At 60.9% G+C, this 16,920-nt stretch carries 17 protein-coding genes; 5 read left to right on the top strand and 12 right to left on the bottom strand.

Annotation, left to right across the window (positions count from 1 at the left end):
• Window positions 1-71 precede the first annotated feature (71 nt).
• Window positions 72-746: a Crp/Fnr family transcriptional regulator gene (locus tag ACYZUA_RS15725; protein WP_282482941.1), complete on the top strand. Its 675-nt coding sequence runs from the start codon at window positions 72-74 to the stop codon at window positions 744-746.
• A 74-nt stretch (window positions 747-820) separates the two neighbouring features.
• On the top strand, window positions 821-1,216 hold the full coding sequence (locus ACYZUA_RS15720; protein ID WP_461959586.1) for a putative zinc-binding protein: 396 nt from the start codon (window positions 821-823) through the stop codon (window positions 1,214-1,216).
• An 860-nt stretch (window positions 1,217-2,076) separates the two neighbouring features.
• Here the strand turns inward: ACYZUA_RS15720 and ubiT are convergent.
• From ubiT to norR, 7 genes are all read right to left on the bottom strand, one after another.
• Window positions 2,077-2,547, bottom strand: a complete 471-nt coding sequence (gene ubiT / locus ACYZUA_RS15715) for a ubiquinone anaerobic biosynthesis accessory factor UbiT (protein ID WP_461959585.1) — start codon at window positions 2,545-2,547, stop codon at window positions 2,077-2,079.
• Complete coding sequence (locus ACYZUA_RS15710; RefSeq protein WP_461959584.1) at window positions 2,541-3,431, bottom strand: U32 family peptidase; 891 nt, start codon at window positions 3,429-3,431, stop codon at window positions 2,541-2,543. The genes ubiT and ACYZUA_RS15710 overlap by 7 nt, the downstream gene beginning before the upstream one ends.
• A 10-nt stretch (window positions 3,432-3,441) precedes the next feature.
• On the bottom strand, window positions 3,442-4,437 hold the full coding sequence (ubiU, locus tag ACYZUA_RS15705) for a ubiquinone anaerobic biosynthesis protein UbiU (RefSeq protein WP_150655791.1): 996 nt from the start codon (window positions 4,435-4,437) through the stop codon (window positions 3,442-3,444).
• 76 nt (window positions 4,438-4,513) lie between these two features.
• Window positions 4,514-5,749, bottom strand: coding sequence for a molybdopterin molybdotransferase MoeA (locus ACYZUA_RS15700; protein WP_461959583.1), 1,236 nt, complete (start codon window positions 5,747-5,749; stop codon window positions 4,514-4,516).
• Window positions 5,746-6,300 carry a molybdenum cofactor biosynthesis protein B gene (gene moaB / locus ACYZUA_RS15695; RefSeq protein ID WP_046052662.1) on the bottom strand — a complete coding sequence of 185 codons (555 nt, stop codon included), beginning with the start codon at window positions 6,298-6,300 and terminating at the stop codon, window positions 5,746-5,748. Before moaB ends, ACYZUA_RS15700 begins: the two co-directional genes overlap by 4 nt.
• A gap of 250 nt (window positions 6,301-6,550) precedes the next feature.
• Entirely contained in the window at window positions 6,551-7,198 is a 648-nt protein-coding gene (gene pdxH / locus ACYZUA_RS15690; protein ID WP_461959582.1) for a pyridoxamine 5'-phosphate oxidase, read from the bottom strand.
• 88 nt (window positions 7,199-7,286) lie between these two features.
• Window positions 7,287-8,816 carry a nitric oxide reductase transcriptional regulator NorR gene (gene norR / locus ACYZUA_RS15685; RefSeq protein ID WP_461959581.1) on the bottom strand — a complete coding sequence of 510 codons (1,530 nt, stop codon included), beginning with the start codon at window positions 8,814-8,816 and terminating at the stop codon, window positions 7,287-7,289.
• 156 nt (window positions 8,817-8,972) lie between these two features.
• Between norR and ytfE the strand changes: the two genes are divergently transcribed.
• On the top strand, window positions 8,973-9,647 hold the full coding sequence (ytfE, locus tag ACYZUA_RS15680; protein WP_461959580.1) for an iron-sulfur cluster repair protein YtfE: 675 nt from the start codon (window positions 8,973-8,975) through the stop codon (window positions 9,645-9,647).
• Window positions 9,648-9,782: 135 nt separating this feature from the next.
• Here ytfE and ACYZUA_RS15675 read toward each other — a convergent pair whose 3' ends face one another.
• A complete protein-coding gene (locus ACYZUA_RS15675) occupies window positions 9,783-10,223 on the bottom strand; it encodes a CopD family copper resistance protein (protein WP_033059055.1) in 441 nt (146 codons plus the stop codon).
• Between the two features lie 25 nt (window positions 10,224-10,248).
• On the bottom strand, window positions 10,249-11,439 hold the full coding sequence (locus tag ACYZUA_RS15670; protein WP_461959579.1) for an NnrS family protein: 1,191 nt from the start codon (window positions 11,437-11,439) through the stop codon (window positions 10,249-10,251).
• A gap of 568 nt (window positions 11,440-12,007) precedes the next feature.
• Here ACYZUA_RS15670 and ACYZUA_RS15665 point away from each other — a divergent pair.
• Both ACYZUA_RS15665 and ACYZUA_RS15660 read left to right on the top strand, forming a co-directional pair.
• Window positions 12,008-12,691, top strand: a complete 684-nt coding sequence (locus ACYZUA_RS15665; protein ID WP_008156275.1) for a Crp/Fnr family transcriptional regulator — start codon at window positions 12,008-12,010, stop codon at window positions 12,689-12,691.
• 5 nt (window positions 12,692-12,696) lie between these two features.
• The gene (locus tag ACYZUA_RS15660; protein ID WP_461964000.1) at window positions 12,697-12,885 is read left to right on the top strand and encodes a protein DnrP; all 189 of its coding nucleotides are present in this window, start codon (window positions 12,697-12,699) and stop codon (window positions 12,883-12,885) included.
• Between the two features lie 209 nt (window positions 12,886-13,094).
• Here ACYZUA_RS15660 and ACYZUA_RS15655 read toward each other — a convergent pair whose 3' ends face one another.
• From ACYZUA_RS15655 to ACYZUA_RS15645, 3 genes are all read right to left on the bottom strand, one after another.
• Window positions 13,095-14,936 carry a nitric oxide reductase activation protein NorD gene (locus ACYZUA_RS15655; protein ID WP_461959578.1) on the bottom strand — a complete coding sequence of 614 codons (1,842 nt, stop codon included), beginning with the start codon at window positions 14,934-14,936 and terminating at the stop codon, window positions 13,095-13,097.
• Window positions 14,937-15,013: 77 nt separating this feature from the next.
• On the bottom strand, window positions 15,014-16,444 hold the full coding sequence (locus tag ACYZUA_RS15650; protein WP_461959577.1) for a cbb3-type cytochrome c oxidase subunit I: 1,431 nt from the start codon (window positions 16,442-16,444) through the stop codon (window positions 15,014-15,016).
• Window positions 16,445-16,447: 3 nt separating this feature from the next.
• Complete coding sequence (locus ACYZUA_RS15645) at window positions 16,448-16,888, bottom strand: c-type cytochrome (RefSeq protein ID WP_095133504.1); 441 nt, start codon at window positions 16,886-16,888, stop codon at window positions 16,448-16,450.
• Window positions 16,889-16,920 lie beyond the last annotated feature (32 nt).

Genomic DNA, 16,920 nt, shown 5'->3' with positions numbered 1-16,920 from the left:
GGAGGTAGGCCGGCAGAGGCATAGGTCATCCGGCCGGCGCTCTCTACTATGAGCGTCAGCGGAGGTACGCCATGCTGACCCACCCTTCCATCGTTTTAACGTTGCGTCGTCACCATCTGTTCAGTCAGTTGCCGGAGAAAATCTTCGAGGAAGTCTGCGGCCTGGCGATGCTCAAGCGCCTGTCCTGTCACAGCACCCTCATGCACCAAGGGGATCCGGCCAAGCGTTTTTTCCTGCTGGTCAGCGGCCAGATCAAGTTGTACCGGCTTACCGGCGAAGGCCAGGAAAATCTGGTGGAGATCATCCAGCCCGGCCAGACGTTTGCCGAAGCTTTGCTGTTCAGTCAGGCCCGTCTCTACCCGGTGAGCGCCACGGCGCTGAAGGACAGCGTGCTGGTGAGTATCGAGGGCAGCCATTACCGCAACGCGCTGGAAGACCAGCCGAAAGTTTGCCTGGCGATCCTGGCGAGCATGAGCGTGCACCTGCACCTGCGTCTGCGCGACATCGACACGTTGACCATGGCCAGCGCGAGTCGGCGGGTGATCAATTTCCTGTTCCAGGAACGCAACCCGGTCAGCGGCTTGATTGTCTTGCAGGTGTCCAAACGCCTGGTGGCCTCGAAGCTGGGCATTCAGCCGGAAACCTTTTCGCGGATCTTGCACCGTTTGGTGGACAGCGGCCTGATCGCGATGGAACGGCGCAACATCAGCATCCTCGCCGAAGAGGATCTCGCGGCGTTCCAATAGACGGAATTGACCGCCGTCAATGCGCAATGCCACCGGCCTTGCACACTGAAGAAGTCCATCCATGGAGAACGCTCATGTCCCGTTCAACCTTGCCCCTGATTTACTCCTGTTCAGGCTGCTCCAACGTCGCCCAACTGGCCAACACCCTGGCCGTGCGGCTTGATCGCAGCGGCCTGGCTGAAATGTCCTGCATCGTCGGGGTCGGCGGGCATGTGGCGGCGCTGGTCAACAAGGCACGTTCGGGACGGCGGATTTTTGCGCTGGATGGTTGTCCGTTGCAATGCGTTGAAAACTGCTTGAAGCAGCATGGTCTGCACGCGGATGTGCATTTGATTCTTAGCCATTACGGGTTGCGCAAGCGCTATGGCGAGGACTGCACGGAGGCTCAGGGGGATGAGTTGTTTGAAGGGATCAGGCAGTTGATTGCCAGTGATGCCCGGCAGAATCACGCCTCTGAACTGATGGTTTGAGGGCAACGCAGATCAAATGTGGGAGCGAGCCTGCTCGCGATGGCGTCTTTTGGCTCAGTACATATCCATTTCTGCGGTAACGGCTTCTATCGGTTTCGCTTTTACAGCGAGTCACTTGGAAAAGCCCCAAGTAACCAAGGGCTCTTGCCCCTGTCGTTCGGTGGCTCGCCTAGGCTCGCCATGCCCTCGCTCCGGTCCTGCTCCGTGGGCCCGCCGCCATCGGCCATCCATGGCCGGGGGCGGCTAACCCGGCATCCATGCCGGGTTGCCCACTGCGCAGAACCTCCACTCGGCCTCTCGAGGGGGCGAATACCGCAAAAGCACCGCGAGGCGGCCTACCGGCCGGCCTGTTTCTTCAAGCGTACGGATTTCCCCTGTGGGAGCGAGCCTGCTCGCGATGAGGCCCTGTCAGTCGACATCAATGTTGAATGTAAGTCCGCCTTCGCGAGCAGGCTCGCTCCCACAGTTGGATTTTTGGCGGGCATGACATAGGTGTCCACCGCCGATGACCATGACAGACATCAGGTCGGCTATCAGGCCGCCTCGCTCTGGCTTTTGATTTTGATCTTGATCTGCCCCGTCGGAAGGCCGAGCGCAGGTTCTGCGCAGTGGGCACCGCGGCAAGGATGCCGCGGTAGCTGCCCCCGGCCATGGATGGCCGATGGCGGCGGGCCCACGGAGCAGGACCGGAGCGAGGGCATGCCGAGCCTAGGCGAGGCACCGTACGTCAGGGGCAAGAGCGTTTGGTTACTTGGGGTTGGGCGGCATTCCGTATTTCCAAGTGACACTCCCTAAGGGCGGAACCCAATGAAGCCGTTACCGCAGCAACGGATATGTACCCCGACCAAAACACAGCCAGGCTAACCGGCCGCCAACCCCTTCCCCGCCCGCTCCAAATTGCGCCACAGCCAAACCGGCAACACATCAGGATCAAGACTGTCGATCAGATTCTTCAACGCCAACCCCAACTCCGTATCACCCTCAATCACCAAACGCCGGCGAAAAAACAACGTGTCCGGATCTTCCTGACGGCTCGCCAGCAATAAAAACTCTCGCCAGTTGCCACTGATAGTCACGTGCGCATTGGCGCGTTCAGCAATTCGCAACCCGTCAAGGGTCAGCGTCAGATACCAGGACAACCCCAGATCCGGAATCCGCAAGCACAACCAACGCCCGCGCAACACTTCAAACTCGCCATCGCGCAACGGCTCGGCAAGGCAACGATTCAGCGCCTGCTGCAACGCCAGACGCTGCACCGCAAAAGGCACCCGACGCACCAGCGGCAACAACCGGTCGGCGCCTTTCAACAACCACTTTTTACGATTCAACACAGACCGACCTCCTCGACGCGCAACATGCCGGCCTGGCCATGCCAGTAACCGTTGCAACCGTCGACGAACAGCGGCGGCATCTCGCCCAGACGAACCCGTTGATAGGCGGCAATGACCTCGGCCATGCCCTGAGCGCGAGGGCTCAGACGCAACAGATCGGCGCCACAAGCCACCAGCCCGGTGTAATCCGCCAGCAGATTGGTCACCTCCGCCGACATCGTTTGAATACCGTTAATGGTGAACAGCGCCTGCCCTTCCTGACTGGTCAACGGCAGGCCGTCGGGGTAGTTGAGGCAGCAAAACTGGCAATCGTCCTTGGGCTTGTTTTCCGCCCGAGCGGTGAAGCAGCGTGCGGAATAAGCCAAAGGCAAATGCCCATAAGCAAAGATCTCGACTTCCGGCGCCTCACGGCCCAGTTCACGCACCTGATCAAGCACATCGCCAATCAGCGCCGCCGAGCATTCCACCGGCGGCACCCAGCGGGTCATCCCGCAGTCCAGCAGTTGCGCGAGCGTATGACCGTTGTACAGATTGAGCGCCGGGCCGCCCACGAACGGCAACTTGCGCTCGGCCAGAAACTGCACCGCGCCCATGTCGTTGGCCTCCACCAGCAATTGGCCGTTGTCGCAGAGTCGGCGCAGGCTGGAAAGTTCGGAGGCCGCTTCGATCAGCGTCAGGCTGGAGATCACCAACTGGGCCTGGCTGCATTCCTGCAACTCGCGCCCCAGACCCAGCCATTGATCCAGTGAAAAGGCCCGGCGTTTCGAACACACGGTTTCCCCCAGATAAATCACATCCAGGGGCAAGGCCGACATCTCGGCGTAAAAGTTGCTGAGTTGCTCTTTGTCCCAATAAAACAGGACCGGTCCAAGGCTGAGCTTCATGTCGCCTCCCTCATTGCCATGATCGATGGTAAGCACCCAGGGTGGTCTGGCTGCCTTCAGACAAACCGGCCAGCACCCGACGCCATTCCTCCTTGACCCGAAAACTGCCCGGCGAGCCACGGTGGGCGTCCAGCGCCGCGCGCCAGACGCGGGTGACTTGTTCGACATAGGCCGGACTGCGTTGCCGGCCTTCGATTTTTACTGCTTCAACTCCGATGGCCGTCAATTCCGGCAGCAAGTCCAGAGTGTCGAGGCTGGTGGGTTCTTCCAGTGCATGAAAGCGTTTGCCGCCGACCAGGAAACGGCCTTTGCACAAGGTCGGGTAACCGGCGGGTTCGTCAGGGGTGTAACGATCGATCAACACTTCACTGAGCCGTGCGCTCAAGCCTTCAGCGTCTTCGCTCCAGCGCACCGCTTTGGCGGGCGAACAGACACCGCATAGGTTGGGCGACTCGCCGGTGATGTAGGAAGACAGATGGCAACGCCCTTCGGCCATGATGCACAAGCTGCCGAAGCCAAACACTTCGATGGGCACCGGGCTGCTCGCGGCGACCTGGCGCACTTGCGCCAACGACAACACTCGCGGCAGCACCGCGCGACGAATCCCGTAACGCTGCGCATAAAATTCCAGGGCCGCAGCATGGGTTGCCGAGCCCTGGACCGACAGGTGCAACGCCAATTGCGGATGCCGCTGGCTGGCATAGTTGAGCACGCCGGGGTCAGCGGCGATCAACGCATCCACGCCGAAATCGGCGGCACGATCGACCGCCCGTTGCCAACGTTCCCAGCCCTTGGGTTGCGGGTACGTGTTGACCGCGACGTAGAGTTTGCGTTGATGCTGACGAATGTGAGCGACCGCCGCGTCGAATTGTTTGTCGTCCATGTTCAGCCCCGCGAAATGCCGGGCATTGGTGTCATCGCGAAAACCGACATAGACGGCATCGGCGCCTTGGCGCACCGCCGCTTTTAGCGCAGGCAGGTTCCCTGCCGGGCAGACCAGTTGCATGGGTAATCCTCATGGAAAAACGCGCTGCCAGTCTAGCGAGACCGGCAGGCAGAGCCTTGACGGCAATCAATTGCGATCAATGCATCAGGTCGGCGAAGGACAGGAACATCACGTTGTCGTGCTTGAGCACTTGCTGCTCGCACTCGATCACCGCCAGCCCGTCGGCCCAACACGCGGCAGTCAACATCGCCGAGCTTTGCTGAGGGTGCAGCTCAACGCTCAACTGGCCGTCAGCGCCCGGGGTCAACCGTGCCCGCAGGTACTGCCGACGCTTGTTACGCTGCAACCAGTCGAACCCGGCGGGAACGGCCATTGGCACCGACAACACGTCTTTCACGCCTTGGGCCCTGAGCAGGAACGGACGCACCACCACCAACGCGGTGATCAGCGCCGCCGACGGATTTCCCGGCATGCCGATCCACGGTTTGCCGGCCACTTCGCCAAAGGCCAGCGGTTTACCCGGCTGAATCGCCAGCCGCCAAAAGTCCAGGCTGCCGAGTTCCTCGATGGCCTGTTTGAGGTGATCTTCCTCGCCCACCGAGACGCCCCCGGAACTCAACAACAGGTCGCATTCCGAGGACGCCAGGCTCAAGGCATGCCGGCTGGCCGCCAACTCATCGGCCATCACGCCGTAGTCGTGCACCTCGACGCCCCAACCGCTCAACAACGCCGCAAGGCAGTAGCGATTGCTGTTGTAAATCTGCCCCGGCGCCAATGGATCGCCTGGCTCACGCAGTTCATTACCGCTGCTGAGTAAGCACACTTGCAACGGTCGATAAACCTCGACCCGCGCAATCCCAGCGCCGGCCAGCAATCCCACTTCTTGCGCACGCAGGCGTTTACCGGCCTGGAGCAACAGATCGCCCCGGCGAACCTCCTCACCTTCCTTGCGCACGTGATCGCCGGCGTTTACGGGCGGAAACCAGACACGCTCGCCCTCGATCCGGCAGCGCTCCTGCGGCACCACCGTGTCGGCACCCGGCGGCAATGGCGCGCCGGTAAAGATTTGCACCGCTTGCTGCGCGAGCAACGGCGAGCACGCCTGATCCCCGGCCGCAATTCGTCCGCCAATCATCAAACAGCCTCCGTCCGGTGGCAGGTCTGCGGCCCTGAGGGCGTAACCGTCCATGGCACTGTTGTCCCAGGCCGGCAGGTTGACAGGGGAATGAATGTCCGCCGCCAGCACCCGCCCCAAGGCTTGATCCAGACCGATTTTTTGCGCCAGGGGCGGCGGCGGTGCCTGGTCCAACAGACGGCTGATGGCCTCGTCCACCGGCATCAGATTGCCAAGGTCGCACACCCGGCCGGTCATGAGCGGGTCTCGCAGGCGTCGATGACCCGTTGCGCTTGCGGTTTCAAATGCGGGGCGAAATTGCACGGGCCGGTGCGGCTGTCCAATTGTTCGAGCAGGATCTGGTTCCAGGCAGTCCGACACGCACCCGGCGAACCCGGAACGCAGCACACCAGCACGCCGTTGCTCATCCCGGCCAACGCCCGTGACTGCAAACTGGACATACCGATTTCCGCCAGGGACACCTGACGGAATAGTTCACCGAAGCCTTCCACGTGTTTGTCCAGCAATGGCAAGACCGCTTGCGGTGTGTTGTCGCGCGCGGTGAAACCGGTGCCGCCGGTCATCAGTATCACTTGAACCTGAGGGTCGGCGATCCAGTGGGAGACCTTGGCGCGGATCTGATAAATATCGTCTTTGACCAGGTCACGATCGATCAATACATGCCCGGCCGTTTGCAGCAAATCCGTCAGGGTCTGCCCCGAGGTGTCGGTGTCGAAGGTGCGCGTATCGCTGATGGTCAGCACGGCAATGTTCAAGGGTTCAAACGTGCGTTGCGCCAGATGGGCCATATCCAAGCCTTCCCGTGTATGAGGGTATGGGACAAAGCCTGAACTGGAATTCGCAGCGAGCCTATTCCTCCAAGGAGGTACCTCCACAGGGACATCAGGAGAATATGCAGGCCACACAAAAACCTGTGGGAGCGAGCCTGCTCGCGATAGCGGTTTGTCAGGCAACATAGATGTCGACTGACCCACCGCTATCGCGAGCAGGCTCGCTCCCACATGGTTCTTCATTGCTGCATGTTTTGCGCAACGGGGCTCAAGGTGCCAGGCGATTTCGTTGCCACACGCTATCGCGCAAACGGTAATCGAGACGGTCATGCAAGCGGTCGGCACGCCCCTGCCAGAACTCCAGCCGCTCAGGGTGCAGGCAGTAGCCGCCCCAATGCTCGGGCCGCGGCACGGTCTTGCCGGCAAAACGTTGGGTGGTTTGTAGCAACAGCGATTCAAGCTCGGCCCGATTGGCCAGCGGCCGGCTTTGCGGTGAAGCCCACGCGCCCAGGCGACTGTCCTGTGAGCGGGAATCGAAGTACCCATCCGACAGCGTCGGGTCGAGCCTGGAGACCAGGCCTTCGATACGCACCTGACGCTCCAGCCCCGGCCAGAAAAAGGTCATGGCGGCATGCGGGTTAGCAGCCAGTTGCTGGCCTTTGTCGCTCTGGTAATTACCGAAAAAGGTGAAGCCTTCATCGCTCAAACCCTTGAGCAGCAGGACCCGGCAGTGTGGGCGCCCTTCACTGTCGACTGTCGCCAACACCATGCTGTTGGCTTCGACAGGCGCGCGCTCGGTGTCGCGGGCCAACTGCATCCATTGCCGGAACATCGCCAGCGGGTCATCCAGCGCCGACTCGTCTTGAAGGCCAAAAAGGGTGTAGTTGCGGCGCATCTGTGCCAGGGAAAGGGGCATGACGGTGATCTCCAAAAAGGTTCTGCCCAGTGTGCGATGCACAGCGCACTAGCACCTTGATCACCATCAACACTGAGCATGCCCAGCCTTATTTGAGGCGCAGACGCCGAGCCAGTTTGTGCAGGTTGCTGGGATCGACTTCCAGAATCCGCGCGGCGCTGGCCCAGTTTTCCCCGGACAGGCTCAAGGCCTGGAGGATTTTCTTGCGCTGGTAATCGTCGACCGCTTCACCCAGGGGCTGGAACGGCTCATCCGCCGTAACGTCCAGGGGACTTTCGACGACCGCGCCCTGCCCGCCCACGGCACTGTCGAGGTCCAGAATCTCGGGCTCCAGCGTCATGATCAGCGTGCGACTGGTGCCGCGACTGAGTTGCTTCAACGCGGCTCGGCTGATCACATGTTCCAGTTCGCGCACGTTGCCCGGCCAGCTGTACGACAGCAGCGCTCGCTCGGCCGCCGGCGACAGACGCAAACCACGCAGACCGAGCCGCGCCCGATTGAGTTCAAGGAAATGCCCGGCCAGCATCAACACATCGTTACCCCGCTCGCGCAGCGGCGGGATCGGCACCGGGTACACCGAGAGCCGGTGATACAGATCGGCCCGAAACAAGCCGTCGCGGATGCTGTCCGGCAGGTGCCGGTTGGTCGCGGCGATGATTCGCACATCGACATGCAGCGGCTTGTCGGCGCCGAGGCGCTGGATCTCGCCGTTCTGCAGAGTGCGCAGCAACTTCGCTTGCACGGCCAATGGCAATTCACCGACTTCGTCGAGAAACAGCGTGCCACCGTTGGCGGCATCGAAACGTCCGGCACGGTCACTGGTGGCGCCGGAAAACGCACCTTTGACATGGCCGAACAATTCACTCTCCGCCAGAGACTCCGGCAACGCTGCGCAGTTGACCTGCACCAGCGGCTTATGACTGCGGCGCGACAGACGATGCAAGCGCCGGGCGAACAGCTCTTTGCCGACGCCGGTCTCGCCCAACAGCAATACCGGCAGCTCGGAATCGGCCAACACGTCCAGTTCATTGAGCAACTGATGCAGCACCTCACTCTGCCCGAGGATTTCGCCTTCATCAGCCGGCCTGCGCACGTCTTGAATATCGCTGCGGGACAAGCGCAGGCTGCGGTTTTCCTGCTCAAGGCGGGTGACTCGCACGGCGGCTTCGATCTGCAAGGTGCAGCGCTTGAGTTCTTCCCGCGCACGGCTGTCGAAGGTCCCGGCGTGCAGCGCATCGAGGGTGATCGCGCCCCAGATCCGACCCTCCACATACAGGCTCACGCCCATGCAGTCGTGCACTGGCATCGGTTCGCCGGCGTGATTGTCGAGCAAGCCGTCATAGGGATCCGGCAGGCGACTGTCGGGCTCGAACCAGGTGGGTTCGCGCGACGCCATGATCGCCGCCAGCCGCGGATGCTGGGCGATGACAAACCGCCGCCCCAACGCTTCATGCACCAGCCCCACCGTCGCCACCGGCCTGAGGCTGTCGTCATCCAGACGCAGCAATCCCACGGCGCCACTGTTGAAGTACTCGCGCAGGGTCTGGACCAGTCGTTGCAACCGCACAGCATTGGGCAACTCGACAATCAGGTCGGCCGCCAGGCTTTCACGCAGCATGGTAGTTATTACCCTCTATGGTTGGATTCACCCTAAAGCGTCCGGGTGCCTATCACCACAACTAAAAATTAAGCCATGTTTTTCAACACGTTAAATTTGGCATGCCGGGTGCAATGAGCCTGGGGAACCGTTGAAATCCAAACAAGGAACCCCCTGATGAGCCTGACTCTACTGGAACAAAGCCTCGGCCAACTGGCCTGCGACATTCCCGGCGCCACGCGTATTTTTCACACCTTCAAACTGGACTTCTGTTGTGGCGGGCATAAAAGCCTGCGTGAAGCGGCCGTTGGCAAAGACCTCGATCCGGTCCTGATCGCCGATGCGCTGCACCGGCTGCAAGACACCGGCGAAACCCAACACGACTGGCGCAACGAACCGTCGGAGTTGTTGATCGCCCACCTTCTGGCGCGCTACCACGCCCGCCATCGCGAGCAACTGCCGGAACTGATCCGCCTGGCCCGTCGCGTCGAGCAGGTCCATGGTGCGCGCAGCAGCTGCCCCAACGGCCTGGCCGATCTGCTGACCGACATGCAACAAGAACTCGAAGGCCACATGCTCAAGGAAGAACAAGTGCTCTTCCCAATGCTGCAACAGGGCATCGGCCCTCAGGCCGCGCCGCCGATCCAGGTGCTGCGCTTTGAACATGATCAACATGGCGAAGCCCTTGAAAAACTGCTCGCGCTGACCAACAACATCACCCCGCCGGCCGATGCCTGCAACACCTGGCGTGCCCTTTATCGTGGGCTGCTGGAGTTTCGTGATGACCTGATGCAACACATCCATCTGGAAAACAACGTGTTGTTTGTTAACGCCTTGAACCGTCGTCATTGATCGATTGCCGCTCACACAAAACCAGTGACGCAGCTTTCGCGAGCAGGCTCGCTCCCACAGGGAACAATATTCCAATGTGGGAGCGAGCCTGCTCGCGAATGGCGCCACCACGGATTTACGGGTTCTCCAGCGCGATCAACCGTGCCAATAGAACATCGCCTTGGCCAGGATCACGATCAACACCATGTGCCCGAGGATGCTGCGGCGAATCCAGCTAGCGCGGGTCGTGGTCAATCGTGCGCTTTTCAGCCAATACGCCAGCAGGAAGTAATGGCCGATGATGCTCAGCGCCAGGACGATTTTCAGGCTTAGCAACGTGCCAAAACTGCTGGCCAGCGGCTGACTCAATACGCCACGGTGCTGCCACGCCAGGCTGATGCCGGCGCCATACAACAGCAACACCACGCCATGCAGCACCTTGCGCGAGCGCACTGCAATCGCTTGATCTGCGGTCGTTTGCGCGGTATCCGCCAACTGCTGACGGGCGCGGTGCCAGATCACCACTTCGAAAAACAGCGTGCCGATAAAGGCAATCGCCGCCAGCAAGTGGGTGACCAGTAAAAAGGGATATAACACCGGCAGCCTCCATCAGTTCACGTGGTTAGCCCGGATGGCCGTCCACACGGGCCCGCAGCAGCATCGGACCGTAGCGCCAGGCGTACAACGCAAACGCCAGCGCCCAGCACAGACCGGCCAGCCACAACGCAGGCAGCGGGAAAAACAGGATCAACACAACCCGGCTCAAGCACGCCAGGTTGAGCAGAATAAACGCCAGGGTCATGCCCGATGGCGGCTCCAGCGCGCGGCCGGTATGCCCGAGGCTGACCCGTGCGATCATCGCCAACACCAGGCCGCCCATGGCGCCGATCGTCAGGCAATGCACCGCCAGACTCGGGTTGATCGGCACACCAAAATGCCACAGCGCCATGCCGAGACAGGCCACCGCCAACCAGGCATACGCCAGGTACAACGACCACAGCAACGGCACACGCCAGAGAGCGCGATCATGCCAGCGAACCAGACGCACCAGATGCCCGACGGCCAACACGGCGAACAACAGGCCGACCCAGAGATTGGGCTCAAGCGCAGGTCCGGCGGCGTACAACAACGCCACCAGCGGCGAGACAATCAGCAGCAGCCAATCCAGCCACGGCCAAGGGGTAACGCCTTCAACCTTGCCGAGGCCGCGCTGGATGAAGAACGGAATGACCCGCCCGCCGATCAAGCCCATCATCGCCGCCACCAGCCAGAGGCCGGTCAGCACGCCTTGACGCTGCCAGCCTTCATGACCTTCGACCAGGCCGTACAGGGACAACCCGTCGGCCGCCGCTAACAACAGCAGCACCACCGCAATCGGGTAGTTACGTGTCTGCCGCACCTTCCACAAGGTGAACCCCATGAGCGCGGCCACCGCCAGCGGGAACGCCAATTCCAGCACCGCTAGCACCGGCCACGGCGCATTGACCAGCCAGGCCACGCGCGCCAACAACCACAGCAACGCCAGCGCGGCCAGTGGTCGCCCGCTGAGGCCGGGACGACCGGTCCAGGTCTGCACGGCTGTCAGCAGAAAGCCCGCGATAATCGCCAAGCCGAATCCGAACAGCAATTCGTGTCGATGCCAGCCCAGCCAGCCACCCGCCGGCTGCCAGCCGGAAAGCGCACCACTGAAAGCGGCCAGCCACAGCGGAATGGCCAGCACTGCCAGCAGGCAGCCGGCGAGGAAAAATGGCCGGAAGGCCAAACGTAACAGTGGCGCGATGGCCATCGCTTTACGGCGGTCGAGCACTTGCATAAAGCCACTCCTTTACCTTGCTGCTGACCTGACGCAAACCCGCACGCGTCGAGGTAAGTCCGGGGGCAATGATCGGGTATTGGCGATCAATTGCCTTTGTCGCAGATCAAGTGTGCAAGGGGCGTGCCCTGAAGCTTGTGGGAGCGAGCCGGCTCCGGGCGGCGTTCCGACGATGACGGCGGTACATCCAGCATCAATGTTGGCTGACCCACCGCTATCGTCGGAACGCCGCCCGGAGCCGGCTCGCTCCCACAGGGGTGATCGAATCAGGGTACAAATGACCATTTAAGGGTTATTTAAACCATAAATGCTGCGGTCTTTTTTACCCAGACCTCTGACAACCTGAGTAAACAAGGGCCTCCAGGCATGGCCCGCGTCTTGCTCAAGCATTCAGCAATCAAAGAAACCTTGATCCCTCTCGATCCCCAGGAGTCGTCATGAAAAAAGTCATCCAGCCACTGGCCTGGTTTGTGGTGTTGACCTCGGTTCTGGCGTTGGCCAGCGGCGTCTCGCTGGGCCTCGTTTGACTTGATCGCCATCCCCTCCTCAATCCTCAGGATGAATTCTTATGGTGCTTCATCGCGTCCATCACCAGATTCTGCGCAGTCATCACTTGTTCGAGCCGTTGAACGAAGAACAGCTGGATGAATTGATGAGTACCAGCCACCTGCTCAGCATCGACAAGGGCGAACCGTTGTTCCGCCAGGGTGAGCCGGCCGACTCGTTCTATTTCGTGATTGCCGGGGCGGTGAAAATCTACCGCCTGACACCGGATGGGCAGGAGAAAGTGTTTGAGGTGATTGGCGATCGGCAAACCTTCGCCGAGGCGATGATGCTGATGGACACCCCAAACTATGTGGCCTCGGCCGAAGCGATCTGCCCGACTCAGCTTTATCGGTTATCCAACAACACCTACATGCGCCTGCTGCAGAGCAACAGCCGGCTGACCTTTGCGCTGCTCGGCAAGCTCTGCGTTCGCCTGCATCAACGGGTCAACGAAATCGAAACCCTGTCCCTGAAAAACGCCACCCACCGGGTCGTGCGTTATCTGCTGACGCAATTGGTGCGCCAGCAAACCGTTGACAGCCAATTCGAACTGCCGATGGCCAAGCAACTGATTGCCGGGCATCTGTCGATCCAGCCGGAAACCTTTTCGCGGATCATCCGTCGCCTGATCGATGAAAACATCATCACCCAGGACGGCCGCCAGATCGCCATTCTCGATCGTCTGCGCCTGGAACAGTTCGAGTGAGTGCCATGCCCGTCTGTTTGTATTGCCAACACACCAACCCCGCACAAGAAACCGAGTGCCGCCAATGCGGCATGCCCCTGCCGGCATTCGCCGCCCAGGCGGGGGAACGCCGGCTGCGCCGATTCACGTGGTTTTGTATCGGCCTGACGATCTTCTGCGTGACGATGTTTTTCTGGTTGCCACGCAGCGCCTGATCCCCACACATCTCCCCATGTAGCAGCTGCCGAGCCTGTGAGGCGTGGTGAGGGGATTTATCCCCGTTCGGCGGCGAAGCCGTCGTAATCCATTGGACACGGTGTGGCTGGAAAAAGCAGGGGCCGCTTCGCAGCCCAACGGGGATAAATCCCCTCGCCACAGGGGCTGCGCTTCGCAGGCTCGGCAGCTGCTACAGGGACCGTGTCGATCACGGCTGGGTCAGCTGGCGATACAACTGCGGCAAGCGCAGGGGTAATTGTTCGGGCTGGCGGATCAAGGTGTAGCCATTGGCGCCGAACATGTAAGGCAGGTAATCCCCGGCCTCGCGGTCAATCGTGATACAGAACGGCGTCAACCCCTGACGCCGCGCCTCCAGCACCGCTTCGCGGGTGTCTTCAACACCGTAGCGTCCCTCATACAGATCCAGATCATTCGGTTTGCCATCCGTCAGCAGCAGCAACAGTTTGCTGCGGCGTTTGCTCTTGCCCAGCAGTTGGGTGGCGTGGCGGATGGCGGCGCCCATGCGTGTGTAATAACCCGGTTTTAGCCCTTGAATGCGACCGCGGGTGTTGTCGTCATAACGCTGGGTGAAGGACTTGAGTTCCTGCATCCGCACTTGATGACGACGCAGCGAGGAAAACCCGTACAGGGCGAAATCATCACCGAGCACCGACAGGGTTTCGCCGAATAGCAGCAGACTGTCGCGGATCACATCAATCACTCGATGCTCATCGTTCAAGTGCGCGTCGGTGGACATCGACACATCGGCCAGCAACAGGCACGCGAGGTCGCGGCGCGTCTGCCGTTGTTCCATGAACAGACCGCGTTCCGCACACTGGCCATGCTCGCGTTCAACGTGAAAATCCAGCCAGGCCTGCATGTCCAGTTCAGACCCTTGGGGTTGCTGGCGTAACCATTGGCGGTCATTGCGCAGGTGCTCGAACTGGCGGCGCAGACGGTGCGCCGGGGCCTTCAGCCGTGGCGGCAGTGGCTGCGCCTCGCAGTCGCGGGGCACCATCATTTGCAGATTGACGAAGGCGTCCTGCATTTGCTGTTTGCGATAGTCCCACTCCGGCAACTTGATGCCCTCGCCCAGAGGGATATCGTCAACATCGGCCGGTGGCAAATCCAGGTGCAGCTTGAGACCACCGCCCTTGCGCAGACGGGTACGCGACAGGCTCAACTCGTCGAGGTCCTCGGCGACTCTGGCCGCATCAGGGTTTTCGCTGTCGTCTGACCAGCGATCCAGGTCGACGTGTTCGGTCCAACTGAACAGGTTCTCCAGGCGCACGATCAACAACCCGCCGTCGCGGCTGCCTTCATCGATCCGCTTGGCGCGTTTGCTTGCGCCTTTCTGCTCACCGGGCGGGGTCGTCAGCGACTCTTCCGACTCGTCACCGAGGTCGGCCGCCTGCGGGCTCGCGAGGTTTTGTGGCGGGTACAACCACAGTGGCAATGGCCATGCGGCCCGTTCGCTGCGGGGAAAATGTTCGACACTGCCGGGCTCGCGTAGCGCCTGGCATAACGCCCGTTCCAGCGCTGCTTCGCCGGTATTCAATGTTGCCGGATCCGGGCGTAGTTGCAGATGGGCATCGACCAAACGTTTGTACCGGGCACGCAACGCGGGATAGCGCCGCAACAGCTGTTGCGTCCAGCGTTGATTGTCCCGCCCCCAATGACGCATCTGCCCGGCCTGCGCGGCGAGCAATGCGAGCCAACGATAGAGTTCCTCGTTCAGTGCGACTTCAGGAAACACCGCGAGGCTCGACGGTAGACGAAGGTTCGCCTCGTCGCACCACGCCAAGGGCACTTGCTTGCAGGTGCCGGCGATCTGCTGCAGCACGTTGCGCCGCAACAACAGATCGCGGTCGCTGGCGGCTTCCACGCCGACGCCATTGGCGCCGCCCATGGCGCGAAACAGCAGCGCCAGCGGGCGTTGCTGGCTGGCCAGTTCGACGCGTGCTTCGGGGAAGTCCGGGCTGGCGCGGCGGGTGATGAAGCGATGCCAGACGCTGCCGACCCACTCTTCCAGTTCGACGGTAAAGGCCATGGTTTTTTTCCTCTGAAAACCAACGTGAAACGGCCCGCTGTACCAGCCGGGCCGCCCTCCTTCAGATGGTTATTGACTCACGAACGAACAGCGGATGCGGCAGTTGCAGTGATCCCCACTGGCACCCGCCGCTTGAAGCTGAACAGGTAGCAGATCAGCCCGGCGAAGAAACCGAGACCGGCGCCCAGACGAGCCCAGAACAGCACTTGCAGATGATCGACAGTGGCCATGAACGGTAACGCCACGCCATCCACCGGCCAGCGTTGCAGGTAGATCTGCACGACACCGGCAGCGGTGAGCAGCAGCGTGATCATTACCATCGACAGGGTCATCAACCAGAAGCCCCAGATCTCCAGTTGCTGCGAACGCTCGTCCGCTGCTTCGCCGAGCCCTCGCAGTTTCGGCATGGCATAGCTGATCAAGGTCATCACGATCATCGCGTAAGCACCGTAGAAGGCCAGGTGACCGTGGGCCGCCGTTAACTGCGAACCGTGGGTGTAGAAGTTGACCGGTGCCAGGGTATGCAGGAAACCCCAGACGCCAGCGCCGAAGAAGGCGGTGACTGTGGTGCCCTTGGCCCACAGCGTGGCCGCGCGGTTCGGGTGGTCCCGACGACGGTTCTTGACCATGCTGAAGGCGAATATCACCATCGCCAGGAAGGGTAGCGGCTCGAGTGCCGAGAAGATTGAACCGACCCACAACCAGACCTCAGGTGCACCGATCCAGAAGAAGTGGTGACCAGTACCGATGATCCCGGTAATCAGCGCCATGGCGATGATCACGTAGAGCCATTTCTCCACGACCTCCCGGTCCACACCGGTGATCTTGATCAGGACGAAGGCCAGCATCGAGCCCATGATCAGTTCCCACACGCCTTCTACCCAAAGATGCACCACCCACCACCAGTAAAACTTGTCGCGGGCCAGGTTGCCGGGGTTGTAGAAGGAGAAAAGAAAGAACACCGCGAGCCCGATCAGCCCCGTCATCATGACCATGCTGACGGTGGTCTTGCGCCCTTTGAGCAAGGTCATGCCGATGTTGTAGAGAAAGCCCAGGCACACCACCACAATGCCCATCTTGGAGATGGTCGGCTGCTCCAGGAACTCCCGACCCATGGTCGGCAGCAGCTCGTTGTGGGTCAGCTTGGCCAGGCCGGCATACGGCACCAGCAGGTAACCGAGGATCGTCAGCACGCCAGCGGCGGCGAATACCCAGAACAGGATGATCGCCAGCTTCGGACTGTGCAGTTCGCGGTCGGCCTCTTCTGGAATCAGGTAGTAGGCAGCCCCCATGAAGCCGAACAATATCCAGACGATCAGCAGGTTGGTGTGCACCATCCGCGCCACGTTGAAGGGGATGATCGGGAACAGAAAGTCCCCTACCACGTATTGCAGGCCCATGATCAAACCGAACAGTATCTGACCGAGAAACAGGATCAGTGCAAACACGAAGTACGGTTTGGCGACGGATTGCGAGGCGAATTTCAGATGCGGATTAGCAATGCTCATGTCTTAGCCCTCCTTGTTTGGCGGCCAGCCATTGGTGTTGATTTTCGAGCTCCATTTGAGGAACTCGGCGATGTCATCCACCTCCTGGTCACTCAACTTGAACTGAGGCATCGCGCGACGGCCCGGTACGCCCAGTGGCTGCATCTTCATCCAGGCATGCAGGAAGGGTTTGAAACCCGCCTCCCCGCCGCGCCGCTGGAACACGTTGCCCAGCTCAGGCGCGAAGTAGGCGCCCTCGCCCAACAGCGTGTGGCAGCCGATGCAGTTGTTTTGCTCCCAGACTGTCTTGCCGCGAATCACTGATTCGGTTAACTGCGCTTCATTGCTGCGCTCTGGAAAGGTCTGTTCCGTGTGATAGGTCAAAGCCAGGAATATCAGGAAGAAGAAGATGCTTCCCCCGAAGTAAATATTCCTGGCCATGCCTTTGGTGAAGGTGTCTGACATGGTCGCTTCCTCTTTGCTAGGCCCGTCCATGA

This window comes from Pseudomonas sp. LS2P72, from assembly GCF_054897865.1.
Note: the sequence above shows the minus strand (reverse complement) of the source record. Positions and strands in the feature narration are given on the sequence as shown.